The organism is Sandaracinobacteroides sayramensis (assembly GCF_022014495.1).
In the GTDB taxonomy this organism is placed as follows: Bacteria; Pseudomonadota; Alphaproteobacteria; order Sphingomonadales; family Sphingomonadaceae; genus Sandaracinobacteroides; species Sandaracinobacteroides sayramense.
In genome coordinates this window covers 83,725-110,432 of the sequence record NZ_JAKLSQ010000003.1, presented here as the reverse complement: position 1 = coordinate 110,432, position 26,708 = coordinate 83,725, and the positions used below count along the sequence as shown (strand labels likewise).

Here is a 26,708-nt window from a genome sequence, read left to right as displayed (position 1 = left end):
GGCCTGCCCCGCCATGGGGCAAGCTCACGCAAAAGTCAGAAAGCGGAATCCGGGAAGGCCATCAGAGTCTCCGCGCCGGCCTTCACCCGGGCGGCCTCGGCGGCGGCCAGCGGTATCTGCCATTCGAAGAAATGTTTCGCGGTCAGGCGCTTGGCCTCCAGGAATTGCGCATCGAAGTCGCCACCGCCTTCGGCAAGCGCCTGATCGGCGGCCTTCGCCATCTGCAGCCAGAAATGCCCGAAGGCCACGATCGCCATCAGCCGCAGATAGGCGACCGAGCCTGCGCCGGCGTTGTCGGGATTGGCCATGGCGTTCTGCATCAGCCAGAAAGTGGCGCCTTCCAGTTCGGCCTTGGCGATGGCCAGCGAATCCGCGAACGGCTTCAGCTTCTCGTCGGCGCGCGCCGCCTCGATGCCGCCGTCCACCAGCGCCAGAAAAGCGCGCAGGCCCCGGCCGCCATTCTGCGCCAGCTTGCGGCCGACCAGATCCAGCGCCTGGATGCCATTGGCGCCTTCGTAGATCATGGTGATGCGCGCATCGCGCACGATCTGCTCCATGCCCCATTCGGCGATATAGCCATGACCGCCGAACACCTGCTGGGCGTTGGTGGCATGGGCATAGCCCTCGTCCGTCAGATAGGCCTTGATCACCGGCGTCAGCAGCGACAGCAGATCGTCGGCGACCTCGCGCTCTTCGGCGGTTTCGGCCTTGTGCGTGAGATCGGCCTGCAAGGCCGCCCAAAGGCACAGCGCCCGTGCCCCTTCGTTGAAGGCGCGGGCATCCAGAAGCATGCGCCGCACATCGGGGTGGACAAGAATCGGGTCGGCCTTGCCTTCCGCATTCTTGGGGCCGGTCAACGCCCTGCCCTGCAGGCGGTCGCGGGCGTAGATGGCGGCGTTCTGATAGGCCAGTTCGGACTGGCTGAAGCCTTGCATCCCCACGCCCAGCCTAGCCACGTTCATCATGATGAACATGGCCTTCATGCCCTTCATTTCCTCGCCGACCAGCCAGCCGGTGGCGCCATCATAGTTCATGACGCAGGTTGCGTTGCCATGGATGCCCATCTTGTGCTCGATCGACCCGCAGGAAAGGCTGTTGCGCTCACCCGGCGAGCCGTCGGCGTTCACAAGGAACTTCGGCACGATGAAGAGGGAGATGCCCTTCACGCTGTCCGGCGCGCCCGGCGTCTTCGCCAGCACCAGATGGATGATGTTGTCCGAAAGGTCATGCTCGCCGGCGGAGATGAAGATCTTCGTGCCGGTGACCTTGTAGCTGCCGTCGGGCTGCGGATCGGCACGGGTCTTGATAAGGCCGAGGTCCGTTCCGCAATGCGGTTCGGTCAGGTTCATCGTGCCGGTCCAGTGGCCGGCGATCATGTTGGGCAGATAGGTCTGCTTCTGCTCGTCGGAACCGGCGACCCGGATCGCCGAGACCGCGCCTTCGGTCAGCCCCGGATACATGGCGAAGGCCATGTTCGCGGATCCCAGATATTCGGCGAAGGCCGAGCCGAGCACATGCGGCAGCCCCTGGCCCCCCAGTTCCTTCGGCGCCATCAGCGTGCCCCAGCCACCTTCGACGAAAGCCCGATAGGCTTCCTTGAAGCCATCGGGCGTCGTCACGCTGCCGTCGGCGTGGCGGGTGCAGCCCTGCTGGTCCCCCACCTGGTTGAGCGGCGACAATACCCCTTCGACGAACTTCGCGCCCTCTTCCAAAATGGCCTGCACCATGTCCGGCGAAGCTTCTTCGAAGCCGGGCAGGCTGCGGAACCGCTCCAGGTCCACCACATGCTTCAGCACGAAGCGGGTGTCGGTTACGGGCGCGCGATAGCTGGCGGGCATGGTCTTTTCCTTCGTTCAGAGCCGCGCTTCGACAGTGCGGCAGAAATCTTGCAATTCGGCGATGGTGGCGTCGATTGCGGCGCGCTGGCCTTCCAGCGCGGCGATGCGTTCGCGGCTCTTGGCGATGGCGGCTTCCAACTGGGCCCGCCGGGCCTCGCCGGGAGCATACATGTCCAGAAGCTCGCGGATGTCGGCCAGCGTGAAGCCCACGGACCGGCCGCGGAGAATCCAGCCGAGACGGGCATGGTCGGCGCGGGAGTAGATGCGGGTCATCCCCCGCCTTGTCGGGTGGATCAGCCCCTCGTCCTCATAGAAGCGCAGCGTGCGGGAGGTGACGCCATATTCCCGCGCCAGATCGGTGATCGAAAAGCTTTCGGGCGCCGGGCCGGCACCGGCGGCTCGCACCTTCTGGTCACTCCCATCTCCCATGAGAGCGAACATATATTACCTTTACGTTCACGTCAACTGATATGATGTATAGACTTCGAGCCAGTTTGAGTTTCTGGCCGCGGCCTCCACCGCCCCTCGTCACCCCGGGCTTGACCCGGGGTCCAGCTTTTCCACAGCCAAAAAGCTCAAGGAAGAAAGCCGCCCCCGGGTGACGGAGTGCCTAAATTGATTCAAGCACTTCCACTACCTGCGCATGGTGACAACGGGTAAAGATGGCCCCCTCCCATAAAGGGGCGCGATTATGTTGAAAGCTGTTCGGGCAATCAGGCCTGCCGTCCGCCACCCGGGCCACAAGACCCGGGCGGCGGAACGGTGAAGTCCGACCCTGAAAGCGAGTGCGTGCGGACTTGAACACCGCCTCGCCACTGAGCCCAGCATACGGCCCGAAAGCGATTCTGTTTAGTCATTTATTGTGACCGACCTGCCCCGTTTCATGGCAGGTTTCGCTCAATAGTTAATGAACATTAACCCTTGATCGGCTGCAACGCCCCGCCATCCAGCTTGCGATAAAAGCAGCTCGGCGCGCCGGTGTGGCATGCCGGCCCGGCGGGGATCGCCTTCACCCACAGACAGTCCTGATCGCAGTCCACCCATATCTCGCGCACATCCAGGAAATGGCCGGAGGTCTCGCCCTTGAGCCACAGCGACTGGCGGCTGCGGGACCAGAAATGCGCCCTCCCCGTCTCCTGCGTGCGGGCGATCGCTTCGCGGTTCATATGCGCCACCATCAGCAATTCGCCCGATTCGGCGTGCGTCACCACCGCCGTCAGCAATCCGGCCGCATCCAGCTTGGGTTCGAACATGTCTGCCATAACTTGAAAAATCACCTTCTGATGGCACATGGCGTTTTGATGACAGATGGCGGTTTAATGACACCAGCGCATACAACTGCTAGCGACAAATGCGGCCCAAGGCCCTATGGCGGCCCGGCGAGCGGCTCACAAGACAGGCAGGTTAAGATGGCAGCGGTTTCCGGCGGCGGAATCTTCCCACAGGCGATTCCTATGGGCACCGACCCGTTCGACGACGACAAGCTGCGCGAGGAGTGCGGGGTGTTCGGCGTGTGGGGCGGCCAGCAGGCCTCGGCGATGACCGCGCTCGGCCTGCACGCCCTGCAGCATCGGGGGCAGGAAGCCGCCGGCATCCTCAGCTTCGACGATGGGGAATTCCACGTCCATCGCGCCATGGGGCATGTGGCCGGCAATTTCGACCGCAACGATGTGATCGAGCGCCTGCCGGGCGCCGCCGCCATCGGCCATAACCGCTATGCGACGACGGGGGACAATGGCTTCCGCAACGTGCAGCCGCTGTTCGCCGATCTCGCCTGCGGCGGCTTCGCCGTCGCGCACAATGGCAATCTCTCCAACGCGATGACGCTGAAGTCCGAGCTGATCCGGCGCGGCTCCATCTTCCAGTCCACCTCGGACACCGAGGTGATCATCCATCTGGTCGCCACCTCCAGCTTCCGCACCCTGCTCGACCGCTTCATCGACGCGCTGAAGCAGGTGGAAGGCGCCTACTCCCTTCTCTGCCTCACCGCCGAGGGGCTGATCGCCTGCCGCGACCCGCTGGGCATCCGCCCGCTGGTGCTGGGCAAGCTGGGGGACGCCTGGATCCTCGCCTCGGAAACGGTGGCGCTCGACATCGTCGGCGCCAGCTTCATCCGCTCGATCGAGCCCGGCGAGCTGGTGGTCATCAACGACCAAGGCCTGCGATCGCTGAAGCCCTTCGAGGCGAGCAAGCCCCGCCCCTGCATCTTCGAGCAGGTCTATTTCTCCCGGCCGGACAGCTTCTCGGACGGGCTTTCCGTCTATCAGGTGCGCAAGTCGATCGGCGCCGAACTGGCGGCCGAGGCGCCGGTCGAAGCCGATATGGTCGTGCCGGTGCCGGACTCCGGCACGCCGGCGGCGATCGGCTATGCCCAGGCGGCTGGCATCCCATTCGAGCTGGGGATCATCCGTTCCCACTATGTCGGCCGCACCTTCATCCAGCCCGGCGACCAGATCCGCCACCTGGGCGTGAAGCTGAAGCACAACGCCAATCGCGCGATGATCGCCGGCAAGCGGCTGGTGCTGATCGACGATTCCGTGGTGCGCGGCACCACTTCGGTGAAGATCGTCACCATGCTGCGCGAGGCAGGCGCCGCCGAGGTGCATCTGAGGATCGCCAGCCCGCCTACCACCAACAGCTGCTTCTACGGCGTCGACACGCCGGAACGCTCCAAGCTGCTGGCGGCGCAGATGAGCGTCGACGAGATGCGGGACTATATCGGCTGCGACAGCCTGGCCTTCATTTCCATCGACGGCCTCTATCGCGCGCTCGGCGAGAAGTCCCGGGTCGCCAATTGCCCGCAATATTGCGACGCCTGCTTCACCGGCGACTATCCGACCCGGCTGACCGACCATGAAGCGCAGGAAGCCGCGCCGCAACTCGGCCTGCTGACGCGGGGGATCGCCTGATGGCGGAGCAGAAGATCGCGCTGGTAACCGGCGCCAGCCGCGGCATCGGCGCCGCCCTTGCGGAGCGCCTCGCGGCGGACGATTACCATGTCGTGCTGACCGCCCGCACGGAAGCGGGCCTGATCGAGACCGAGGATCGGATTCACGCCGCCGGCGGCTCGGCCACCATCGCCCCCCTCGACATCACCAAAAGCGAGGAAGTGGATCGGCTTGCGGCCGCTATCGCCGGCCGCTGGGAAAAGCTCGACCTCCTGGTGCTGAACGCCGCGACGCTCGGCGAGCTGGCGCCGCTGGCGCATGTTTCCCCGAAGGAATTCGACAAGGTGATGGTGCTGAACGTCACCGCGCAATGGCGGCTGATCCGCGATTTCGACGCCATGCTCCGCCGGGCGCGGGGAACGGTCGTCGCCATTTCCTCCTCCGTCGCCGGCCGGCACGAAGCCTATTGGGGGCCTTATGCCGCCAGCAAGGCGGCGCTCGAAAGCCTCGTCGGAGTCTATGCGGCCGAAATGCAGGCGCTTGGCGTGAATGCGCTGATCGTCGACCCCGGAGGAACCCGCACCAGCATGCGCGCCAAAGCCTATCCCGGCGAAGACCCGCAAACGCTGAAGACCCCCGATACCGTTGCCAGGGCCATTGTCGACGCCCTGCCGGCAATTGGCCCGGGCGCATCCCGGCTGAAAATAAGCCGCGACGGACAATCCAGCCTCACAGGATGACGCAGCCGGCCAATAATCATGGCATTAGCGAACGATCTTAAGCCTAATATTTGTTAACTATTTGGAAGATATATTTTAGGCATTCGATCACTGTTTCACATTCCTGCGGCGTTAACCGTCTTTTATACAAGCTTATGGCAACTCTGCGCGAATTTGCCGTTGAGCTATTTCATCCTCCGCTTCTATTGGCGTCACAGGCCACCGAATGGGTCGGCGGCTCTGCCTGAACATGGGGGCATTATGCGGAAAATTGTGATCGCTGCCGTCGCAGCGGCTATCGCCATGCCGGCGAGCGCTGCCGTCGAACTGGTGAAGAACGGTTCGTTTGAACTGAACAACGTCAACGACGGGGACAAGAAATATTTCACCCAGTCCGGTGTCGAGCATTGGTCGGGTGGAGCCAATCTCACCTTCATCGCTTCGCCCGGCACAGCCGATGATCCGAGCAAGTATCTGGCCGTTTACGGGCCGTTCCCGGAAACCAGCCCGGACGGTGGCGACTTCGTGCTCGCCGATGGTGATCCGCCGTTTGCCGGCGCCTTCTGGCAGACGATCGAAGGCCTGACCATTGGCCAGACCTATGAGCTGAACTTCTGGCAAGCCGCCGGGCAGCAGCTCGACTTCAAAGGGCCGACCACCGAGCGTTGGGAAGTGAGCTTCGGCGACGAAGTGAAGCTGTCCAGCCTGTTCGAACTGCCGGAAGGCGGTGTCGGGCCGTGGGAAAAGCAGACGATGCTCTTCACCGCCACGGCGACTTCGCAGGTCCTGAAGTTCCTCGCCGTCGGAACGCCGGGCGGCGCTCCGCCGATCTCCTTCCTGGACGGCGTTTCGCTGCAGGCGACGGGCGGCGTGCCCGAGCCGGCCACCTGGGCGATGATGCTGCTGGGCTTCGGCGCCGTGGGCTTTGCGGCTCGCCGCCGCGCGGCCGCCACGGCCGTCAGCGCCTGACAGGCTGAAGGATAAAGGGCCGGGCGGCGCAGATCGCGCCGCCCGGTCTTTCCCGCCCCGGCATGTCCAGCCTTTTTCCCTTCCTGCAGCAGTTTCTGCTGGATTTCGCCCGGCTGACGCTGTGGCTGGGAATATTGGCCGCCGTGTTCGTGCCGATGGAGCGGTTTTTCGGCAATCCCGAACGCGGCCCGAAATCGCCGCTGGCCGGAGAAGTCGGCTATTACTTCCTGAACAATCTCCTTCCGGCCATGCTTCTCGCCGCGCCGCTCGCCTTTGTCGCTGCCACCGCGCGGCAATTGTTGCCGGCCGCCTGGCTGGAGCTTCTCGCTTCCATGCCCTTCGCGCTGAAGCTGGTGGTCAGCCTCTTCCTGTCGGAGCTTTGCAGCTATTGGGGGCATCGGCTGTCGCATGAATGGCCGCTGCTGTGGCAGTTCCACGCCCGCCACCACCAGCCGGAACAGGTGAACTGGCTGACCAACAGCCACAACCACCCCGTCGACATCCTTTGGGCGCGGATGACGGCGCTTTTCCCGCTGTATGCGCTGGGCTTCGCGGAGCCGGTCGCCGGACGGGACAATCTGATCCCGATCCTGCTGCTGCTGTTCGCGGCCTTCTGGTCCTTCTTCATCCACGCCAATGTGCGCTGGCGGCTGGGGCCGCTGGAAAAGCTGCTGGTGACCCCGGCCTTCCACCATTGGCACCATACCAACGACGAATGGCGGGATCATAATTACGCCACGCTGCTGCCGATCATGGACAGGCTGTTCGGCACCCACCATCTGCCGGACCATTTCCCACCCAATTATGGGATCGACGATCCGTCCGAGATGGCGCCGCTGCTTCCCTTCGGACCCCGCCCCTCAAGCTCCGGCCCTTCAAGCCCCGGCCCCGCGCCGCAATCCAAGCGACAGCCCGAAAGCTGAACGCCTCATCAGGGCTTCTTCTGGAATACCCTTCGGCCCGAGAGCCAGGTTTCCTCCACCTTCACCTGGAACAGCTCGGCCGGCGCGATGGCGAACGGGTCGCGGTCCAGCAGGATGAAGTCGGCCCAGCGGCCCGGCTCCAGCGTGCCGACCCTGTTCTCCGCCCCGCCCGCCCAGGCGGCATCGGTCGTGAAGCCCGCGAAGGCTTGCTGCAAGGTCATGGCCTCCCCTGCCCGCCAGCCTTCGGGCGGCTGGCCCTGCCGGTCCTGCCGGGTCACGGCCGCGTGCAGGCCATAGAAGGGATTGGCCGGCTCCACCGGAAAATCCGAGCCCAGGGCCAGATGCACGCCAGCCTTCCGCAGCGCCGACCAGGCATAGGCGCCTTCCAGTCGCGCCGGCCCCAACCTCTCCTCCACCATGCCCTTATCGGACGTGGCGTGCGTCGGCTGCACCGAGGCGATGATGCGCAGTTCGGCGAAACGCGGGATGTCCGCCGTATCGATCACCTGCGCATGCTCGATACGATTTCTGAACTTATCACCGTAAGTCGGTCGTATTTCAGAAAAACTGTCCAAAGCCTGTCGGTTAGCCGCGTCGCCTATGGCGTGCGCCGCCACCTGATAGCCCAGGAAGTTCGCGCGGCTGAAAAGATTCTTCTGCCTCGTGTCGTTCAGGAATTGCAGCCCGCGCGCGCCGGCTTCGTCGGTATAGGGCGCCAGCAGCCAGGCGCCACGGCTGCCCAGCGCGCCATCGGCGTAAAGCTTGATCCCCTGCAGCTTCAGCCGGTCCTCATAAAGCCAGGGCGTCGGGCGCAATGGGGAAATGGCTTCCATCGCCTCCATGCCGGCCGCATAGCCGGTGATGCGGATGGTGAGGCGCCCCTCGTCCCCGAAGCTGCGGTAGAGCGCCCAGGCATCGGGCGAGACGCCCATGTCATGCACGCCGGTCAGCCCCAGAGAGGCGAGATGCCCCAGCGCCGCTTCCAGCGCCTTCTCCTTCTCACCCGCCGATGGCGGCGGAATATGCTTCTCCACCAGCGCCATCGCCGCGTCGATGAAAACGCCGGTGGGGTTGCCGGCCGCGTCGCGCACGATCTTGCCGCCTGCCGGATCCTTAGTGGCCTTGTTGATTCCCGCCAGCTTCATGGCGGCGGAATTGGCCCAGCCCGCATGGCCATCCACCCGCTCCAGCCAGACCGGCCGAGCCGCATGCGCGCTGTCCAACTCGGCCGCGGTCGGGAAGCGGCCAAGGCCCCAGAGAACCTGATTCCATCCCCGCCCACGAACCCATTCCTGCGCCGCATTGGCCTGGCCATAAGCCGCGATCTTCGTCTGCGCGTCCGTAAGCGAGGTTGTGGCGCTCAGATCGAGTTGCCTCAGGCCGATTCCCAGCCCCAGCACATGCCCATGGGCGTCGATCAGCCCGGGGATCAGCGTGCGCCCCTTGGCGTCCAGCTTGAAGTCGCCCGCCGCCAGCTTCGGCTCGGCCGCGCCGCGCGGAAGGATCGCCAGCACCTTGCCGTCGTCGCCCACCAGCAGCCCGGCGAAGCGCCGAAGCCCGCCCTCCTGCTCCAAGGTATAGCCATTGGCGTTGACGATCAGCGTCTTGGCGGCATCCGCCGGAGCCGTGACGAAAACGGCTGCCAGAAGCAGCAGGCCGCGGATCATGCCAGCCTCCGGATCAGCGACGAGGTGTCGTCACGCGCACCGCCCAGCTTCTGAACATCGGCGTAGAATTGATCGACCAGCGCCGCCACCGGCAGGCTGGCGCCGACCGCTCTCGCTTCCTCCAGCACCAGCCCCAGATCCTTGCGCATCAGGTCCACCGCGAAGCCGAAATCGAACCGGCCTTCCACCATGGTCTTCGCGCGATTGTCCATCTGCCAGCTTTGCGCCGCGCCCTTGCCGATGGCGTCCAGCAGCGCCTCGGTGTCCAGCCCGGCCTTCATCGCGAAATGCAGCGATTCCGACAGGCCCTGCACCACGCCGGCGATGGCGATCTGGTTCGCCATCTTCGCCAGCTGGCCATGGCCGGCCGGGCCGATGCGGACGATGCGGCGTCCATAGGCCGCGATCAACGGCCGGGCGGCATCCACCGCTTCCCCGCTTCCCCCGCACATCACCGCCAGTTGCCCGGATTCCGCGCCGGCCTGGCCGCCCGACACCGGGGCATCCACGCACAAAAGCCTCGGATTCTCCGCCGCAAGCACCCGTGCGAGGCTGGCGGAGACCGTGCTGTGGTCGATGAAGAGCGCGCCATCGGCCAGGCTCTGGAATCCGCCTTCGGCGCCGACCGTCACTTGCCGCACATCAGCGTCATCGCCGACGCAGGTGATCAGGGCATCCGCGCCATCGGCGGCCTGGGCGGCGCTGGTGCATGGCTTCCCGCCATAGGCCGCGGCGAAGCGCTCGGCCTTTTCCCGCGTGCGGTTGAACAAGCGAAGCTCATGCCCGGCGGCCGACAGGTGGCGCGCCATCGGCCACCCCATCACCCCAAGCCCTGCGAATGCGATCCGTGCCATNAGACGGTCCGGAAGATCAGGCCGAAAGCGCGCGGCGGCGGCGGGCGGCGGCGCCCACCAGGCCGAAGCCGGCGATCAGCATCGCCCAGGTGGCGGGCTCGGGCACGCCGCCGACGATGGGCTTGTAGTCGTCGTTGAAGATCCAGCTGATCACGTCATGGTTGGCGGCCGCCGAACCGGTGCCCGAGGTGAAGCCGACGAAGGCGTCCGGGGTGCCAAGCACCGAGACGAGGTCGACGCTGTAGCTCAGCAGCGCTTCGGCCGGGCGGGTGAGGCTGTTGGCCAGCCGCACTTCGAGGAGCTTGGTGGCGCCATTATAGTCGACCCAGGCGGTCAGGTCGCCGCCCTCGTCCAGCGTGAACGGCGAGGTGATGACCTTCACGGAGGAGATGTTGCCGTTCAGGTCGATGCCGACGTGGTTGGCATCCGGGTCGCCCCAGCCCTGGCCGTTGTCCCAGGTGTCAAACTCGATGCCGACGCTGTTGGGCACGCCCTGGTAGCCGATTCCGCCGCCGTAACCGCCCACGTCGTTGCTGTTCGTCTGCACGACGAACACCAGCCCGTCGGCGCCGCCGCCCAGGGGCGTGTTGAAGTTGAAGGTGAAGCGGGTGCTGAACGAAACGTCGGCGCCCAGCGTCACCGGCGTGGTCGAGAAGACCGAACCGCTCTGGTTGTAGGCGGAGCGCGTGACACGCAGCACGTCGCGGCCGGCGGCGTCGACGGCGGTCGAGGACTGGCCGTTCAGCGACAGGCCGCTGGTGTTGGAAAAATCATTGTAGACAAGCGAAAGCGCCGACGCCGGCGTGGCCGAAATGGCTGCCAGCGCGATGATAGCAACACGCATGTTGAGTTCCCCTGTGTATATGCCCCGTCGGCCGCTGCCGACAGCTTGCTCATACACGCTTTTCCCGATCCCCTACAAGCAGCCCCGCGGCATGGCGCCCGCTGTATTGCGGTTCCCCGACGCCGGAGATAAGCGCTTCCACACTGAAAGGAATTTGCCGATGAACGCTCCTGCCCCGTCGCAACCGCTGGCTATCGCCGCCGAGGATGTGCGGGCCGCGTCGATGCGCATCAAGGGGCAGGTGATTCGCACCCCCACGCTCGAATCCCGGACGCTCGGGCAGTTGACCGGCGCCCGCGTGTTCCTGAAGTTCGAAAATCTGCAGTTCACCGCCGCCTATAAAGAGCGTGGCGCGCTCAACCGCCTGCTGGCGTTGACGGAGGAAGAGCGCAAACGCGGTGTGATCGCCATGTCGGCCGGCAATCACGCCCAGGGGCTGGCCTTCCATGCGCGCCGGCTGGGAATTCCAGCCACCATCGTGATGCCGCGCTTCACCCCCGTGGTGAAGGTGCAGCAGACGGAAAGCCATGACGCGGAAGTGGTGCTCTACGGCGAGAAGCTGGAGGAAGCCTCCGACCATGCGCACGAGATCGCGCGGAAGCGCGGGCTGGTGTTCATCCACCCGTTCGACGACCCGCTGGTGATGGCCGGCCAGGGCACGGCCGCGCTGGAGATGCTGGAGGATGCGCCGGAGATCGACACGCTGGTGGTGCCGATCGGCGGCGGCGGATTGATTTCCGGCTGCGCCACCATCGGCAAGGCGATGAAGCCCGATCTCGACATCGTCGGCGTTCAGGCGGAGCTCTACCCGTCGATGAAGGCGACGGTCGCCGGCGAGCCCATCGTGGCCGACGGCGACACGCTGGCCGAGGGGATCGCCGTCAAATTCCCCGGCTCCAACACCGTGCCGGTGGTGCGGGCGCTGGTGTCCGAAATCCTGCTGGTCGCGGAGCGCGATCTGGAACGCGCCGTTTCCATGTTGCTGGCGATCGAGAAGACCGTTGTGGAAGGGGCCGGCGCCGCCGGCCTCGCGGCGCTGCTGGCCCATGGGCGCCGGTTCCGGGGCCGCAATGTCGGGCTGGTGCTGGCCGGCGGCAATATCGACACGCGGCTGCTGGCCAATGTGCTGTTGCGCGATCTGGTGCGCGCGGGCCGGCTTGCGCGCCTGCGCATTCGCCTGAAGGACCGGCCGGGGCAGCTTTACGGTGTGGCGCGGGTGTTCGACCAGCAGCAGGTGAACATCCTGGAAGTGTCGCACCAGCGCATCTTCACCAACCTGCCCGCCAAGGGGCTGGTGACCGAGATCGAGTGCGAAACCCGCGGCGACGACCATCTGGCCCGGCTGATCGAAGCCCTGCGCGGCGCCGGCTATGATGTGAACCGGGTGGAACTGGACTGAACAGTTGCCGCCACTTCGGTTGCATTCGCCCTGTGGGGGCATTGGCTAGCGGGCCTTCGCCGGCGTAGAACCGCCCGGTCGCACGGCGGAGGCGGTCGTGTTGCAAATCGGATTTGCCAGCTGGCCTTTGCTCCAACGGGCCTTGCCACTGGCGTCGATATGGTTCAGGCGCCCGTCGGAAGGTGGCCTGCGCAGGCACCGGAGCTGCTCTTGCAAGGGCAGCCCGGAGGTTCGCGATGTTGGCGGCTATGGCGCATTAACATCGATGGGCCGGCAACATACTCGAGTCCGGCGTTGCGCACCCCTCATGACTTGTGCAGAATTGCCGCGCGCTCCCTGGCGGAGCCGGGGCGCAAGGTCGTGAGGTGGACGTGAGGGCTCAACCGCTGCGGAATATCGCTTTGCCGCATTGCCGTTTCCCGCATGGGCAAGCCCATGGGCAAAACCTGCCTGTGACCCTTCGGCTGAGGGCGTTGCCGGCATGACCGAGCAGCCGACTCGATTTCCCCGCTTCTTCGTCACGGCCGAGAGCCCGTGCCCCTATCTGCCCGGCCGCATCGAGCGGAAGGTGTTCGCCGAATTGCGTGGGCCGGACGCGCAGCGGATGAGCGAGGGGCTCGGCCGCATCGGCTTCCGGCGAAGCCAGAATGTGGTCTATCGCCCGAGTTGCGATGGCTGCACGGCCTGCGTTTCGGTGCGGATCATCGCCAGCCATTACCAGCCGAGCCAGTCCCACAAGCGGCTGATCCGGCGCAACGCCGATCTCGACGTGGCCGCTTGCGATCCCTGGGCGACCGAGGAGCAGTTCGACTTGCTCCGCCGCTATCTGAAAGCGCGCCATCCGCATGGCGGCATGGCCAGCATGGACGGCTACGATTTCGCGGAAATGATCGAGACGTCGCCGGTGAACACCGTCGTCGTCGAATATCGCGAGCCCGGCGTGGACGGGCGCCCCGGCAAGCTGGTGGGCGCCTGCCTGACCGACAAGCAGTCCGACGGCCTGTCCATGGTCTACAGCTTCTATGAAACCGGGACGGACGCGCGCCCTGGCCTTGGCACCTACATGATCCTGGATCATGTGCAGCGCGCCGCCGAGGTGGGGCTGCGGTATGTCTATCTCGGCTATTGGGTGAAGGGCTCGCCTCGGATGGATTACAAGCGCCGCTTCAGCCCGTTGGAGATGCTCACTTCCCAGGGCTGGCGGCTGATGCCTGCACCCGCGCCGCAATCGGGGGGGCAGCGGCAGTTCGCCACCATCGACTGAGACGCCGGCAAGCGCTATTCCGCTTCCCATGACCAGCCCCCCTTCCCTTCAGGATTCCGCCAGGGCCACGCAGGACAGCGGCAATGTCGCGCTGTTCGGAACGCTCGCCGAGGACTGGTGGGATCCCGAAGGCGCCTCGAAACTGCTGCACCGGATCAACCCGGCGCGGCTGGGCTATATCCGTGAAGCTGCGATCGCGCATTTCGCCCGCGATCCCCGAAAGCGTCGGGCGCTCGAAGGTCTGACCGCGCTGGACATCGGTTGCGGCGCCGGGCTGGTGGCGGAGCCGCTGGCCCGCATGGGGGCAAATGTCGAAGGGCTGGACGCGGGCGAAGAGGTGATCGCCGTGGCGCGCGCCCATGCGGCGGCGCAACGGTTGGCCATCCCCTACCATTGCACGGAGCTTCTGGAATTCGCCGCCTATAACGCTGGCCGGCTCGACTTCATAACCTGTCTTGAAGTTATTGAACATGTCACTGATACAAAGTCATTTATTTCCGCAATATCGGCGCTGCTGAAGCCGGGAGGGCTGCTGCTTTTCTCCACTCCGAACCGCACGCCCCAGAGCTGGGCCGTGCTGATCGCCGGAGCCGAGCGGTTGCTGAGGCTGATCCCCGATGGCGGCCATGAGTGGAAACAGTTCGTGACTCCCGACGAACTGACGCAAAAGCTGGCGGAAGCCGGATTGCGGGTGGAGGATGTGCGGGGCTTGAGCTGGTCGCCCGCGCGCGGGTTCCATATCTCCGCCGACACGAGCATCAACTACATCGGCAAGGCGACCCGTATCCAGGCTGAGAACCCACAGAAATAATTGGCATATTGCCCGTCACCCCGGGCTTGACCCGGGGTCCGGCTTTCCGGCGGCGTGGGAAAGAAGCGGGATCCCGGGTCAAGCCCGGGATGACGAAGGGGGAATGCGCATCCCCAACCCAGGCGCCCCGCGCGGCGGGAAACCCCTCTCTTACTTATTGCGATCCGGCACCGCGAAGCGGCCTGTCACCCGGCTGCCCGGCTGCCCGGTCGAACTGCGGCCATCGATGGTGGAGCGGCCCGTCGCCAGATCGATCGTCAGCCGATTGCCCTGCACCTTGGTGGTGCCCTGTGTCAGCACCACATTGCCGATCAGCGTCAGGATTCGCTTCTCCACATCGTAGATGCCGAACCGCGCCGTCGCGCGTTCGCTGGGCGTGGCAAGCCGCACATTGCCGTCGGCGTCCAGCCGCTGGATGACCGGATCGCCCTTCGCAGGGCGGCTGTAGGCGACCTTGATCCGGTCCGCCTCCAGCGTCAGATTGCTTTGCCGCACCCGGACGTTGCCGGCGAAGATCGCCTGATTCTGCTGGTCCAGCACGTCGATCCGGTCGGCATCGACATCGATCGGCGCGCGGCTGTCCAGCCCCTTCAACGCGGAACTGGTCAGGCCTTGCGCGGAAACGGGCGCGGCGCCCAGCGCCAGCAGGACGAGAAGAGCGGCCTTGGGGGAGAATCTGGTCATCGAGCGGTCCGGTTCGGGGTGATTCTGAGTTTGACGCCGCCCGTCATGCTGACGGTGCGCCCTTCCATGTCCGCGGCGAAGGCGTTGGCCTGGAACTTGCCCATGGGAAGGGTGCCGGAAACCGGCTCTTGCGTCGAGACGCGGTTGCTGTTCATGTCCACCTGGATGGCATGGCCGTCCAGGCTGTAGCCGCTTGCGGAGCGCGCCTCGACCGGGCCGTTCACCAGCAGGCGGTTCTGGTCGATGAAGAACTCGCCGGATGGCGCGGTCACGATGGCCGGCCCCTGCTGCTGGTCCAGCCTGGCGGAAAGGCCGGTCATCACCACGACGGGCACGGCGCTGGTTTTCTGCACGCCCGATTGCGCGACGATCTCGAAGGATTCGCCCTTGGCCGTCTCGCCGCGATAGGTGGCCTCCTGCATTCGCATCCTCTCCCCGGCGTGGGCGGCGCTGTCCTTGGAAAGGAGGAAGCTGAACTCCTGCGTTGCCGAAAGCGGCAGCACCACCAGGATCGCGAACAGGATGGTGGACGCAACGGGAAAACCCCATTTCGCCACAGCAACGAACGCATCGCGCGGGCCGCCGGGCAGCATCGACCGCCGGCGTGCCTCGCGCTCGCGATCGGCGCGCTCAGACATGGGCGAAGATGTCGATCTCGGGCCAGCCCTGAAGATCGAGCTCGGCGCGCCAGGGCAGGAAGTCGAAGCAGGCTTTCGCCAGCTCCGTCCGCCCTTCCCGCTCCAGCCGCTCGTTCAGGATCGGCATCATCCGGTGAAGATAGCGCACATCCGATGCGGCATAATCCTTCTGCGCGTCGGTCAAGGTCGCCGCGCCCCAGTCGCTCGACTGCTGCTGCTTGGAGATTTCGGCGCCCAGAAGCTCCCGCACGAGATCCTTCAGCCCGTGGCGATCGGTGTAGGTGCGGATCATCCGGCTGGCGGTCTTGGTGCAATAGACGGGCGCGGCCACCACCTGCAGATAGTGGCGGATCACCGCCAGATCGAAGCGGGCGAAGTGATAGAGCTTCAGCCGGGCCGGATCGGCCAGGATGCGGCGAAGATTGGGGGCGCTGTAGTCGCCTGAGAAACGCACCAGATGCTCATCGCCCTCGCCATCCGAAAGCTGGATCAGGCAAAGCCGGTCGCGCAGGGGGTTCAACCCCATGGTTTCGGTATCGACAGCGATGGGACCGGGCACGAACACATCGCCCGGCAGATCATTCTCGTGGAAGTGGATTGTCATGACCGTGTGGCCTTAAGCGTTTCAGAAACGCCCGGCAATGACTTGTGCTGCCGGCCAGCGTGAGCCGATCGCGAATTCTAGCCGAACAGCAGGAATGCGCCAAACCACAATGCGTAGCCGGTGGCGATTCCCGATAGAAGCGCCACCCAGATCTGCCAGGTTCGAGGCGAAGAACGCCTGACTGCCATGTTGGAGACCCCTGATTTGCGAAGGTGCAGAGTTATCCACAGCGCCATTCTTGTCAATGATTCTTAGAAAGGCTGGCAGGCAGCTCGTAAGGAAACTCAGATTATGTCGTTAACGATTTCAAGCTACGCAGTTTTCTCCTGAACTGGAAAAGGCCGCATACTTTCGACGAATGCCGCAGCTTGGCCTTGCCGCCGGTTCGGCCTAGTTCACCTGCCATGACGATCGTTCGACCTCGCGATGCCGCTACCCTGGTGCTGGTGCGCCGCGACGCTGCCGCGCCGCGCATTCTGATGGGGCGCCGCTCCGGCGGGCATGACTTCATGCCCGGCAAGTGGGTCTTTCCAGGCGGGCGCATCGACAGGGCCGATTATCGCGGACCGCTCCTCACCGACCTGCAGCCGGAGGTCGCCGCCGATCTGGCGGCCAGTGCCCGGCTGCAACGGCAGGACGGCGGCAGGCTTGCCCGGGCGCTGGCGCGGACGGCGGTAAGAGAGACTTTCGAGGAAACGGGCCTCGTCATCGGCCGCGGAGACGTCGGCCGGCTGGAAGCGGATCTGGGGGCGCTTTCCTATATCGCCCGCGCCATCACCCCGCCCGCCCGCCACAAGCGGTTCGACGCCCGCTTCCTGATGGCGGACGCCGAACGACTGCAATCGCTGGAACCGCAGGACAGCCGCGAACTGGGCGAAGTGGCCTGGTTCACGCTCGGCGAATGCCGCGACCTCGATCTGCCCAATGTCACGCGCGCAGTCCTGGATGTGGTCGAGACCCGCCTTGAAGGTGGACATGCCGCCCGTCCCTTCTGGCGCTGGACAAGGAACAATCCCGAATCAGCCCTGTAGTCTATTCGGCAACGGCTGGTCGGCCAAGTCCATTCGGTTCGTCGACAGCCGGCTTCATTCGCCTCCAACTTTGCCCGGATCATCGACAAAGGGGCGACAGAGCGGAAATTAATCCCAATATAGGCTTCAGCGGTATATGAGGGACCGCTTGTAAAAGATTGGATGTAGACATGAAAATCACCTGGACTGGCCTTGCGGCCGGAGCCGGCCTGCTGCTCGCTGCGCCCGCATTCAGCCAACAGACCCCCCCGGAACCCACGCCGCAGCCCCAGCCGGGCGAGGCTCCGACTCCGGGCAGCCCGCCTCCCACCTCGGGAGAACAGCCGTCGCCCGATGAGAGTTCGAAAACGGACGAATCCGGCAACCCCAAGCCCGAAACCCCCCGCCTGCCGGGTTGAGGCATGCGCCCCGGCCGGCTGAATCAGCCGGCCGGGAAAGCATGAAAAATTGAGCGACCGAGCTGAAACTCGAGGGCGTCAGTCGAGATTGGGGCGCAGCCACTGGCGCGCCTGGTCGAGGGTGACGCCCCTTCTCTGCGCATAATCCGCCAACTGGTCTTCCCCGATCCGCGCCACGCCGAAATAATGGCTTTGCGGGTGGGCGAAGTAAAAGCCCGAGACCGCAGCCGTCGGATACATGGCGAAGCTTTCGGTCAGGGAAATGCCTGTCCTTTGGGTCGCACCCAGCAAATCGAACAACAACGGTTTCAGGCTGTGATCCGGGCAGGCCGGATAGCCGGGTGCCGGGCGAATGCCCTGATATCGCTCGCGAATAAGGGCCGGAAAGTCCGGCTCGGCCTGGGCTTCATAGCCCCAATATTCGGTCCTGAGCCGGAAGTGCAGCGCTTCGGCCGCCGCTTCGGCGAAGCGATCCGCCAGGGCCTTCAGCAGGATGTCGGAGAAATCGTCGTGTGCCGCCTTGAACTCGGCTAGCTTCGCTTCGATTCCATGGCCGGCGGTCACGGCGAAGCCGCCGATCCAGTCCTTGTGCGGCGACACGAAGTCGGCGAGGCAGTCGTTGGCCCTGCCCTCGCGCTTGGCCACCTGCTGGCGCAGCATGGGCAAGCGCGCGATCGGCGTCGTGCGGCTTTCGTCGGCGAACACCAATATGTCGTCGCCTTCCCGGCGGACCGGCCAGATCGCGGCGACCGCTTTCGCCGTCAGCCATTTCTCCGCCACCAGTTTTTCCAGCATCGCCTGCGCGTCGTGCCAAAGCGTGCGCGCGGCATCGCCGACCACCTTGTCTTCCAGGATCTGCGGGAAATTCCCGTGCAGTTCCCAGGCGCGGAAGAAAGGCGTCCAATCGATGAAGGGGATCAGGTCGCCAAGAGGCCAGTCGTCGATCACCCATTCCCCAACCCCTGCCGGAACCACGGGCGGCTCCGCCGCGAAGTCGATCGCCACGCCGTTCGCCCGCGCGTCCGCCAGCGGCGCGAGCGCGGATTGCCCGCCCTGCCGCTTGCTGCGGATTCCGGCATAATCCTCCGCCACATCGGCCACGAAAGCCTCGGCCAGCGTGTCGGACATCAGGTTGGAGACCACGCCCACGGCGCGGCTTGCATCCAGCACATGGATGGTGGGGCCGGAATAGGCTGGGGCGATCCGGATCGCCGTATGCACTTTCGACGTGGTGGCCCCGCCGATCAGCAGCGGCATGCGGAACTCCGCCCGCTCCATCTCGGCGGCGACCGTCACCATCTCGTCGAGCGAAGGGGTGATGAGGCCGGAGAGCCCGATCATGTCGGCCTTTTCCGCCTTCGCCGTCTCCAATATCTTCGGCCAAGGCACCATCACGCCCAGGTCGATCACTTCGAAATTGTTGCACTGCAACACGACGCCGACGATATTCTTGCCGATATCGTGCACATCGCCCTTCACGGTCGCCATCACGATCCGCGCCTTTGGGGCGGCGCCTTCCTCCTTCTCATCCTCGATGAAAGGAACCAGATGCGCGACCGCCTTCTTCATCACCCGCGCCGATTTCACCACCTGCGGCAGGAACATCTTGCCGCTGGCGAACAGGTCGCCGACGACGTTCATCCCGTCCATCAGCGGCCCTTCGATCACCTCGATCGGCCGCGCGGCGCGCAGGCGCGCCTCCTCGGTATCGGCCACGACATGGGCGTCGAGGCCGTTCACAAGCGCATGGGCAAGGCGTTTCTCGACCGGAAAAGATCGCCATTCTTCCGTTTGTTTTTCAGTTGATTGAACCTGATTGCTGAAACGCGATGCCAGCGATATCAGCCGATCCGTCGCATCCGGCCGGCGGGCGAGGATCACATCCTCCGCCGCCTCGCGCAGTTCCGGGTCGAGCTGGTCATACACATCCAGTTGCCCGGCGTTGACGATCGCCATGTCGAACCCGGCCGGGATCGCATGATAGAGGAACACCGAGTGCATCGCGCGGCGCACGGTCTCGTTGCCGCGGAAAGCGAAGCTCAAGTTGGAGAGGCCACCGGAAATGCGCGCGCCGGGGCAGCGCGCCTTGATGGCGCGGCAGGCCTCGATGAAGTCCAGCGCGTAGCGGTCATGCTCCTCGATTCCCGTCGCCACCGCGAAGACGTTGGGGTCGAAGATGATGTCGGACGGGTCGAAGCCGTCGGCGACCAGAAGGTCGTAGGCGCGGGCGCAGATTTCCAGCTTGCGCGCGGCCGTGTCGGCCTGCCCCGTCTCGTCGAAGGCCATCACCACCGCCGCCGCGCCATAGCGGCGGATGCTCCGCGCCTGTTCGAGGAACTGCTCTTCCCCTTCCTTCAGGCTGATGGAGTTGACGATCGCCTTTCCGGCCACGCATTTCAGCCCGGCCTCGATCACCGTCCATTTGGAACTGTCGATCATCAGCGGCACACGGGCGATGTCCGGCTCCGCCGCCAGCAGCTTCAGGAAGGTTTCCATGGCGAGCTTGCTGTCCAGCAGCCCCTCGTCCATGTTCACGTCGATGATCTGCGCGCCGCTCGCCACCTGCTCGCGCGCGACTTCCAGCGCCGTCGCATAGTCGCCGGCGACGATCAGCTTGCGAAAGCGCGCCGAGCCGGTGACGTTGGTGCGCTCGCCGATGTTGATGAAACGGGTGGAACTCATGCGAAGATGGCCGCCTCCAGGCCGGACAGGCGCAGCGCGGATTCGGGATGCGGCAGCGGGCGCGGCGGCAATCCCTCCACCGCCTTCGCGATCTCGGCGATATGCGCGGGCGTGGTGCCGCAGCAGCCGCCGACGGCGTTGATCAGCCCGGCCTCCGCCCATTGGCGGATGAGCCCGCCCGTCGTCTGCGGCAGTTCGTCATAGCCGCCGAAGGCATTGGGGAGGCCGGCGTTGGGATAGACCATCAGCAGCGCATCCGCCTGCGCCGCAAGCTGCTGCACATGCGGGCGAAGCTCGGTCGCACCGAAGCTGCAATTGAGGCCGATGGTCAGCGGCCGCGTATGTTTCACCGAAATCCAGAAGGCCTCCACTGTCTGTCCGGACAGGTTTCGCCCGGCAAGATCGGTCAGCGTCATCGACAGCATTATGGGCACGCGCTTCTGCCGGTCTTCCTCCGCTTCCATGGCGGCAAAGGCGGCGGCCTTGGCGTTCAGCGTGTCGAACACGGTTTCGATCAGGATGAAGTCCACGCCGCCGTCCAGCAGCGCGTCGATCTGCTCGCGGTAGACGGCCTTCACACCGTCGAAATCCACCTCGCGAAAGCCCGGGTCTTCCACGCGCGGGCTCAGGGACAGCGTCTTGTTGGTGGGGCCAAGCGCGCCGGCCAGGAAACGCGGCACGCCGTCCTGCGCCACGGCGGCGTCGATCTCCGTCCGCAGGATGCGCGCGGCGGCCAGGTTGATTTCCCGCACCAGCCCCTCGGCGCCGTAATCGGCCTGGCTGATGGCATTGGCGTTGAAGCTGTTGGTGGCCAGCAGGTCGGCCCCGGCCTCGATATAGCTGCGCCCGATGCCGGCGATGGCGCCCGGCAGGGTCAGGTTCAATATGTCGTTGTTGCCCTTCTGGTCGTGGCCCAGATCGAAGCTGCCGCGATAATCGGCCTCCGTCAGCGCCAGCTTCTGGATGGCGGTGCCATAAGGCCCGTCCTTCACGAGAATGCGCGAGGCGGCCGCCTCGCGGAAGGCGGCTTCGGCCGCCGAAGGAGCGATCATTGCGGGCGGACCCCCAGCATATGGCAGATGGCGTAGGTCAATTCTGCCCGGTTCAAGGTGTAGAAGTGGAAATGCCGGACGCCGCCGGCGTAAAGCCTGCGCACCATTTCCGCCGCGACGGTGGCGGCGACGAGCTGGCGCGCGTCCGGCTTGTCGTCCAGCCCTTCGAACAGCCGTCCCATCCACCCGGGGATGGCCACATTGCAGGGCGCGCACATGCGCTGCGCGGCGGCGAAATTCGCGACCGGCAATATCCCCGGCACGATCTCCGCCGATATGCCGGCCGCTGCGGCCTCGTCGCGAAAGCGCAGGAAGGTGTCCGGCTGGAAGAAGAATTGCGTAATCGCCCGGCTGGCGCCCGCGTCGATCTTGCGCTTCAGATGCTCGAGGTCGGAAGCCGGAGAAACCGCCTCCGGATGCACTTCCGGATAGGCGCCGACCGAGACCTCGAACGGATGCCGCGCGCACACCCCCGCCACCAGTTCGGCGGCATCGGCATAGCCGTCGGCCCTTGCGGTGAAGCGGCTTTCACCGCCGGGCGGGTCGCCGCGCAGCGCCACGATATGGCGAACGCCGGCATTCCAATATTGGTCCAGCACCTCGTCGATCTCGGGCCGGCCGGCGTTCACGCAGGTCAGGTGCGCGGCGGCCGGGATGGCGGTTTCCGAAACGATGCGCGAAACGGTCGCATGCGTGCGTTCTCGGGTCGAACCGCCCGCGCCATAGGTGACGGACACGAAACGCGGCTTCAGCGGCGCCAGCGTCTCGACCGAATTCCACAGCGTCTGCGCCATCTTCTCCGTCTTCGGCGGGAAGAATTCGAAGCTGATCTCGATGTCGCCGGGCAGGTCCGCGAACAGCGAGGCATCGGCGGCGCGCGCCAGCATTTCGGAATTGGAAGCCATCAGTCCTTTCGCCCTTCCCAGAGCAGCACGGAGAGTTCGGGCCCGGCATGCCGGGCGACCAGCCGGGGCCGCAGCCCGGCGCCCGCCAGCAGCGAGAGCAGCCCTTCCTCCTCGAAGCCCAGGCGGGCATGGTGATAGCGGGCGCGCAATTCCTCATGGCCATGCGCGGCATAGTCGGCGACGAGAATCTTGCCACCCGGCGCCAGCACCCGCGCCGCCTCGGCCAGAACCGGCGCCGGATCGTCGGCGAAATGCAGCACCTGCTGCATCGTCACCGTGTCGAAGCTTGCATCCTCGAACGGCAGGCTGCGCATGTCGGCCTGCTTCAGGTCGGCCGACTGGTTGCCGGCCGCGGCCAGCTTGCCACGCGCCAGACGCAGCATTTCAGGCGAGCGGTCGACTCCAGTCGCCCCGTCGGCAAGCGGCGCCAGCAGCTCCAGCAGGCGGCCGGTGCCGGTGCCGATATCCAGCAGCCGGCCTATCGCCGGGCTGGAAGCGGACTCCAGAAGCGTGGCCTCCACCGCCTCGTCCTGCCCGCCCATGCGGCGAAGCAGATCCCATTCGCCGGCATTCGCCTCGAACCATTCATCGACGACCCGCTGCCGCTCGCTCCGAACCTGGCCCAGCCTTGCCCGTTCGGCGGCGATCGGGTCGGCGCCCGGCTGCGCCCGCACCGCCAGATCCGCGAGATCCGCCGCCAGCGCCGCCTCGCCAAGCCCGACGAAGACCCAGGCGCCTTCCTTCTGCCGGCGGACGAGGCCGGCTTCCGCCAATATGCGCACATGGCGCGACACGCGGGGCTGGCTTTGGTCCAGCAAATCCGCCAGTTCGCCGATCGACAGTTGCAGATCCCGCACCAGAAGCAGGATCTTCACCCGTGTCGGGTCGGCCAGAGCGGCAAAAATGTCATGCGCGGCAGTCACGGTGAAAGACTTAAATATGTCTTTATATCCGGTCAAGCGCAGAAGAGGCCCGCCTTGCCGTTTCGGCAACGGACGCCCCTGCTTCCGGCGCAGGCCGGGCTTGTGCGGGGCGCGGCTTCCTCCTAGCGAAAGCCATGCCCGATGCCCGTTTCCTGCTTCCGCTTGCCTTGCTTGCGCTTGGCGCCTGCGCCCATGGCGGCGAAAAACTGGATCGGGTGGCGATCACCCAACGGGCGGTCGACGATCCGTGGGAAACGACGAACCGCCGAATCTACAGTTTCAGCATGAAGGTGGATCGGAATGTTCTGGTTCCGATCACCGAAGGCTATCGCACGGTGGTGCCCGAAGCGCCGCGACGGGGCATCAGCAATTTCTACAACAACGCGCAGGAACCCACCCACCTCGCCAATGCCGTGCTGCAGGGCAAGGGCAAAAGCGCCTTTCGGGCGCTGGACCGGATATTGGTGAACGGCGTGCTGGGCCTCGGAGTCGCCGACCATGCGACCGACATGGGGCTTCCGGCCGAAGAGCATGATTTCGGCCAGACCATGGCCGTCTGGGGGGTGCCTTCCGGCCCTTATGTCTTCACGCCGTTGCTGGGCCCGAACACGGTGCGGGACGGCATAGGATTCCTGGTCGATTTCATCTTCGACCCGGCCGACCTCGTGAAAACCAGGCTGCTTTCGCGCGAGGAACGCTACATCGCCCTTGGTTTCCGGGTGCTGGACACGCGATCCAGCCTGCGCGACCAGGGCGAGCAGCTGCTGGTGGGCGCGGCGGACCCTTATGCCACCGCGCGTTCCGCCTGGTTGCAGTTGCGGCGTTACCAGATTTTCGACGGCGTTCTGCCGGACGAGCCCGAAGACGAGTTTCTGGACGACCTGCCGCCCCCGCCGGCGGAACCCGCCGCCGAACAGTCGCCAGGCCCGGACGAGTGATCACCCATTCCCAATGCCACCCATGCCCGTCAAAGGATGTGACGATGAAGCTTTTACCCTTCGCCACCCTGGCATTGCTGGCTCTGGCCGGCTGCGACAAGCAGCAGGCGCCTACGGCCGGCGGGGATGTCCAGCATGGCCTGGAGCGCTCTGTCGCCGATGTGCAGGCAGCGGAAGCGGCCACGGCGGCGCCGGTCGCCCGCTCGCAAAGCGTGGGTGAGTTGAACAAGGAGCAGGAAGAAGCGGAAACCAAAGCCCGGCGCTGACGCCAAGGCCATGGCAAGGGACATGCTCTTGCCCGCAGCGGCATTCTCGGCCATGAACCTGCCCGAGGGGACCATATTGGCAACAGCCGGATATTGTGAGGAGCACTCCATGCTTTCCCGTTCCCTCGCCCTCTTTTCGACGGCCTTGATTCTTTCGCTTGGCGCCCTCGTTGCGGCCTGCGGTTCCGAGAAATCCGACGTTGCCGTCGAGCGCGGCGGCAAGACGGTGCATACGGGTGGCGGCAGGACGTCCGTCACGGTCGCCGACGAAGGCGAATCCCTCGATCTCGCGGATGAAATGCCCGCTTTCGCCCCGGCCTACCCCGGCGCTGTCATCAAGACCAAGGTCGCGAACAACGATGGGGCCGGCGCGGCGGGCGGCGTGTGGGTTCTGGAAACGGCCGATCCGGTGGAAAAGGTCGTGGCTTTCTATGACGATCGGGCCCGGCGCGCCGGCGTCAGGCCCGGGATGTTCGTGAACGAGAAAGACAGCGCCGTGCGCACTTTCGGCCGTTCCGGCGGCGAAAGCGGCGATTCCAGCGAAGGGGTGCTGATCGCCATTTCCCGTTCCGAGGATGACGATGTGACGAAGATCGTCGTCACGGCGGGCAGCGCGACATCCCGCGACGATTCGCCTGCCGACTCCGCCCCCGCCCGTCCGCTGCCGCAGCGCCTGCAATAAGGGCTCGGGCCGGCCGAATTTGACGGGTGACGGAACGATCCCGTCACCCTAATCTTCACATATGTTCCTGCACTTCCTCGACGAACTCCGCTCCGCCAGAATTCCCGCCTCGCTGAAGGAGCATCTGATGCTTCTGGAGGCGCTTCAGGAAGGCGTGATCGAAAGGCGGATGGAGGATTTCTATTATCTCTCCCGCGCGATCTATGTGAAGGACGAGGGGCTTCTGGACCGTTTCGATCAGGTTTTCTCGAAAGTTTTCAAAGGTATTGAAAGCGATATTGAAACCGGACAATCGGAAATACCCGAAGAGTGGCTGAAAAAGCTGGCGGAACTCTATCTGACGCCGGAGGAAATGGCGGAAATCCAGTCGCTCGGCAGTTGGGAAGAGATCATGGAGACGCTGAAGAAGCGTCTCGAAGAGCAGCAGGGCCGGCACGAGGGCGGCAACAAGTGGATCGGCACCGCGGGCCGATCGCCGTTCGGGGCGCAGGGCTACAACCCGGAAGGCGTGCGGATCGGCCAGGAAAAGGGCCGGCACGGCAAGGCGCTGAAGGTCTGGGACAAGCGCGATTTCAGGAATCTCGATTCCACCGTCGAGCTCGGCACGCGCAACATCAAGGTGGCGCTGCGCCGGCTGCGGAAGTTCGCGCGCGAAGGCGCCGCCGACGAGCTAGACCTCGACGCCACCATCAAGGGCACCGCGCGCAAGGCCTATCTGGATATCGTGATGCGGCCCGAGCGACACAACGCCGTGAAGCTGCTGCTGATGCTGGACGTCGGCGGCTCCATGGACCCGCACATCAAGGTGATGGAGGAGCTCTTCTCCGCCGCCCGATCCGAATTCAAGCATCTGGAATATTTCTACTTCCACAACTGCCCCTATGAGGCGCTCTGGAAGGACAACAAGCGGCGCTGGTCGGAACGCACGCCGACCTTCGACATCCTGCACAAATATCCGCACGACTATAAGCTGATCTTCGTGGGCGATGCCTCCATGAGCCCCTATGAGATCAACTATGCCGGCGGTTCCGTGGAACATTGGAACGAGGAGGCCGGCGAAGTCTGGATGAAGCGGCTGACGGGGGTTTACCATTCCTCCGTGTGGATCAACCCCATCCCCGAGCAGCATTGGGGGCACAGCCAGTCGATCCAGATGATGAAGACGCTGATGGAAGGCCGCATGTTCCCGCTGACGCTGGACGGGCTGGACAGGGCGATGCGGCAGTTGACCCGAAGCCACTGAAGAAAGCCCGCCGACCGGGCGGATTCCCGCCACTTCCGGCCGCGCCAAACTTGCCGCTGCGGGCGATTTCGCCCATGCTCCGGCGGCTATCAATCCCAAAGTGAAGGAGTTGAACATGGGGCTGTTCTCGACACTCAAGAATGCGATTTTCGGCAGCGCCGAAGCCAAGGAACTGCAAGCCCAGGCGCCTGCCCCTGCCCCTGCGCCGGTGCCGGCGGCAACGCCCGCCGCCCCGCCGCCGCCCCAGCCAGTCGATCTGGAAAAGACGCTGGCCTATATGGCGGAAAAGCGCGGCCAGCCGTCCAACTACAAGACCTCGATCGTCGACCTGATGAAGCTCGTCGGCATGGACAGCTCGCTCGCCGCCCGCAAGGAGCTGGCGCAGGAACTGGGCTACACCGGCGCGCTCGACGGCAGCGCCGAAATGAACATCTGGCTGCACAAGCAGGTCTGGGAAAAGCTGGCCACCGCCACGGTCTGAGCCTT

The 26,708-nt window shown here is 65.2% G+C and carries 26 protein-coding genes; 13 read left to right on the top strand and 13 right to left on the bottom strand.

What is annotated here, in order from left to right; genetic code table 11:
* Window positions 1-35 precede the first annotated feature (35 nt).
* The 3 genes from L6Q21_RS03390 to hisI form a co-directional block, all read right to left on the bottom strand.
* Window positions 36-1,838 carry an acyl-CoA dehydrogenase C-terminal domain-containing protein gene (locus L6Q21_RS03390; protein WP_237829112.1) on the bottom strand — a complete coding sequence of 601 codons (1,803 nt, stop codon included), beginning with the start codon at window positions 1,836-1,838 and terminating at the stop codon, window positions 36-38.
* 15 nt (window positions 1,839-1,853) lie between these two features.
* Window positions 1,854-2,267, bottom strand: a complete 414-nt coding sequence (locus tag L6Q21_RS03385) for a MerR family transcriptional regulator (protein ID WP_237829110.1) — start codon at window positions 2,265-2,267, stop codon at window positions 1,854-1,856.
* 485 nt (window positions 2,268-2,752) lie between these two features.
* Complete coding sequence (hisI, locus tag L6Q21_RS03380; RefSeq protein ID WP_237829109.1) at window positions 2,753-3,091, bottom strand: phosphoribosyl-AMP cyclohydrolase; 339 nt, start codon at window positions 3,089-3,091, stop codon at window positions 2,753-2,755.
* Between the two features lie 156 nt (window positions 3,092-3,247).
* Here hisI and purF point away from each other — a divergent pair, with 156 nt between their 5' ends.
* The 4 genes from purF (at window position 3,248) to L6Q21_RS03360 (ending at window position 7,337) form a co-directional block, all read left to right on the top strand.
* Window positions 3,248-4,747 carry an amidophosphoribosyltransferase gene (purF, locus tag L6Q21_RS03375; protein ID WP_237829108.1) on the top strand — a complete coding sequence of 500 codons (1,500 nt, stop codon included), beginning with the start codon at window positions 3,248-3,250 and terminating at the stop codon, window positions 4,745-4,747.
* Window positions 4,747-5,466, top strand: a complete 720-nt coding sequence (locus L6Q21_RS03370) for an SDR family NAD(P)-dependent oxidoreductase (RefSeq protein WP_237829107.1) — start codon at window positions 4,747-4,749, stop codon at window positions 5,464-5,466. The genes purF and L6Q21_RS03370 overlap by 1 nt, the downstream gene beginning before the upstream one ends.
* Before the next feature lie 240 nt (window positions 5,467-5,706).
* Window positions 5,707-6,414 carry a PEPxxWA-CTERM sorting domain-containing protein gene (locus tag L6Q21_RS03365; protein ID WP_237829106.1) on the top strand — a complete coding sequence of 236 codons (708 nt, stop codon included), beginning with the start codon at window positions 5,707-5,709 and terminating at the stop codon, window positions 6,412-6,414.
* A gap of 62 nt (window positions 6,415-6,476) precedes the next feature.
* Window positions 6,477-7,337 carry a sterol desaturase family protein gene (locus tag L6Q21_RS03360; RefSeq protein ID WP_237829105.1) on the top strand — a complete coding sequence of 287 codons (861 nt, stop codon included), beginning with the start codon at window positions 6,477-6,479 and terminating at the stop codon, window positions 7,335-7,337.
* A gap of 8 nt (window positions 7,338-7,345) precedes the next feature.
* On the opposite strand, the gene L6Q21_RS03355 is transcribed toward L6Q21_RS03360, so the two are convergent.
* The 3 genes from L6Q21_RS03355 to L6Q21_RS03345 all read right to left on the bottom strand — a co-directional run bounded on the left by L6Q21_RS03355 (window position 7,346) and on the right by L6Q21_RS03345 (window position 10,702).
* On the bottom strand, window positions 7,346-9,004 hold the full coding sequence (locus L6Q21_RS03355; protein WP_237829103.1) for an amidohydrolase: 1,659 nt from the start codon (window positions 9,002-9,004) through the stop codon (window positions 7,346-7,348).
* Window positions 9,001-9,858 (bottom strand): NAD(P)-dependent oxidoreductase, encoded by an 858-nt coding sequence (locus L6Q21_RS03350; protein ID WP_237829101.1) that lies wholly within the window; start codon window positions 9,856-9,858, stop codon window positions 9,001-9,003. The genes L6Q21_RS03355 and L6Q21_RS03350 overlap by 4 nt, the downstream gene beginning before the upstream one ends.
* 16 nt (window positions 9,859-9,874) lie before the next feature.
* Window positions 9,875-10,702 carry a lectin-like domain-containing protein gene (locus tag L6Q21_RS03345; protein ID WP_237829099.1) on the bottom strand — a complete coding sequence of 276 codons (828 nt, stop codon included), beginning with the start codon at window positions 10,700-10,702 and terminating at the stop codon, window positions 9,875-9,877.
* 160 nt (window positions 10,703-10,862) lie between these two features.
* Between L6Q21_RS03345 and L6Q21_RS03340 the strand changes: the two genes are divergently transcribed.
* The 3 genes from L6Q21_RS03340 to ubiG all read left to right on the top strand — a co-directional run bounded on the left by L6Q21_RS03340 (window position 10,863) and on the right by ubiG (window position 14,176).
* Window positions 10,863-12,101, top strand: coding sequence for a threonine ammonia-lyase (locus tag L6Q21_RS03340; protein ID WP_237829097.1), 1,239 nt, complete (start codon window positions 10,863-10,865; stop codon window positions 12,099-12,101).
* Between the two features lie 481 nt (window positions 12,102-12,582).
* The gene (locus L6Q21_RS03335) at window positions 12,583-13,365 is read left to right on the top strand and encodes an arginyltransferase (RefSeq protein WP_237829096.1); all 783 of its coding nucleotides are present in this window, start codon (window positions 12,583-12,585) and stop codon (window positions 13,363-13,365) included.
* Window positions 13,366-13,393: 28 nt separating this feature from the next.
* On the top strand, window positions 13,394-14,176 hold the full coding sequence (gene ubiG / locus L6Q21_RS03330) for a bifunctional 2-polyprenyl-6-hydroxyphenol methylase/3-demethylubiquinol 3-O-methyltransferase UbiG (RefSeq protein WP_237829095.1): 783 nt from the start codon (window positions 13,394-13,396) through the stop codon (window positions 14,174-14,176).
* Window positions 14,177-14,326: 150 nt separating this feature from the next.
* On the opposite strand, the gene L6Q21_RS03325 is transcribed toward ubiG, so the two are convergent.
* The 3 genes from L6Q21_RS03325 to L6Q21_RS03315 are packed head-to-tail and all read right to left on the bottom strand — an operon-like array spanning window position 14,327 to window position 16,102.
* The gene (locus L6Q21_RS03325) at window positions 14,327-14,860 is read right to left on the bottom strand and encodes an LptA/OstA family protein (protein WP_237829094.1); all 534 of its coding nucleotides are present in this window, start codon (window positions 14,858-14,860) and stop codon (window positions 14,327-14,329) included.
* On the bottom strand, window positions 14,857-15,498 hold the full coding sequence (lptC, locus tag L6Q21_RS03320) for an LPS export ABC transporter periplasmic protein LptC (protein ID WP_237829093.1): 642 nt from the start codon (window positions 15,496-15,498) through the stop codon (window positions 14,857-14,859). Before lptC ends, L6Q21_RS03325 begins: the two co-directional genes overlap by 4 nt.
* A complete protein-coding gene (locus tag L6Q21_RS03315) occupies window positions 15,491-16,102 on the bottom strand; it encodes a ribonuclease D (RefSeq protein ID WP_237829092.1) in 612 nt (203 codons plus the stop codon). Before L6Q21_RS03315 ends, lptC begins: the two co-directional genes overlap by 8 nt.
* Before the next feature lie 404 nt (window positions 16,103-16,506).
* On the opposite strand from L6Q21_RS03315, the gene L6Q21_RS03310 reads away from it, so the two are divergent.
* On the top strand, window positions 16,507-17,133 hold the full coding sequence (locus L6Q21_RS03310; protein ID WP_237829091.1) for an NUDIX hydrolase: 627 nt from the start codon (window positions 16,507-16,509) through the stop codon (window positions 17,131-17,133).
* 476 nt (window positions 17,134-17,609) lie between these two features.
* Here L6Q21_RS03310 and metH read toward each other — a convergent pair whose 3' ends face one another.
* The 4 genes from metH to L6Q21_RS03290 are packed head-to-tail and all read right to left on the bottom strand — an operon-like array spanning window position 17,610 to window position 23,093.
* Window positions 17,610-20,213: a methionine synthase gene (metH, locus tag L6Q21_RS03305; RefSeq protein WP_237829090.1), complete on the bottom strand. Its 2,604-nt coding sequence runs from the start codon at window positions 20,211-20,213 to the stop codon at window positions 17,610-17,612.
* The gene (locus tag L6Q21_RS03300) at window positions 20,210-21,265 is read right to left on the bottom strand and encodes a homocysteine S-methyltransferase family protein (protein ID WP_237829089.1); all 1,056 of its coding nucleotides are present in this window, start codon (window positions 21,263-21,265) and stop codon (window positions 20,210-20,212) included. Before L6Q21_RS03300 ends, metH begins: the two co-directional genes overlap by 4 nt.
* Window positions 21,262-22,170, bottom strand: coding sequence for a methylenetetrahydrofolate reductase (metF, locus tag L6Q21_RS03295; RefSeq protein ID WP_237829088.1), 909 nt, complete (start codon window positions 22,168-22,170; stop codon window positions 21,262-21,264). The genes L6Q21_RS03300 and metF overlap by 4 nt, the downstream gene beginning before the upstream one ends.
* Window positions 22,170-23,093, bottom strand: a complete 924-nt coding sequence (locus L6Q21_RS03290; protein WP_237829087.1) for an ArsR/SmtB family transcription factor — start codon at window positions 23,091-23,093, stop codon at window positions 22,170-22,172. Before L6Q21_RS03290 ends, metF begins: the two co-directional genes overlap by 1 nt.
* Window positions 23,094-23,227: 134 nt before the next feature.
* Here L6Q21_RS03290 and L6Q21_RS03285 point away from each other — a divergent pair, with 134 nt between their 5' ends.
* The 5 genes from L6Q21_RS03285 (at window position 23,228) to L6Q21_RS03265 (ending at window position 26,703) form a co-directional block, all read left to right on the top strand.
* Window positions 23,228-24,031 carry an MlaA family lipoprotein gene (locus L6Q21_RS03285; RefSeq protein WP_237829086.1) on the top strand — a complete coding sequence of 268 codons (804 nt, stop codon included), beginning with the start codon at window positions 23,228-23,230 and terminating at the stop codon, window positions 24,029-24,031.
* A 44-nt stretch (window positions 24,032-24,075) separates the two neighbouring features.
* Window positions 24,076-24,297 carry a hypothetical protein gene (locus tag L6Q21_RS03280; RefSeq protein ID WP_237829084.1) on the top strand — a complete coding sequence of 74 codons (222 nt, stop codon included), beginning with the start codon at window positions 24,076-24,078 and terminating at the stop codon, window positions 24,295-24,297.
* Between the two features lie 109 nt (window positions 24,298-24,406).
* Window positions 24,407-24,979: a hypothetical protein gene (locus tag L6Q21_RS03275; RefSeq protein ID WP_237829083.1), complete on the top strand. Its 573-nt coding sequence runs from the start codon at window positions 24,407-24,409 to the stop codon at window positions 24,977-24,979.
* A 61-nt stretch (window positions 24,980-25,040) separates the two neighbouring features.
* Window positions 25,041-26,222, top strand: a complete 1,182-nt coding sequence (locus tag L6Q21_RS03270; RefSeq protein ID WP_237829082.1) for a vWA domain-containing protein — start codon at window positions 25,041-25,043, stop codon at window positions 26,220-26,222.
* A 115-nt stretch (window positions 26,223-26,337) separates the two neighbouring features.
* A complete protein-coding gene (locus L6Q21_RS03265) occupies window positions 26,338-26,703 on the top strand; it encodes a DUF3597 domain-containing protein (RefSeq protein ID WP_237829081.1) in 366 nt (121 codons plus the stop codon).
* Window positions 26,704-26,708: the final 5 nt, after the last annotated feature.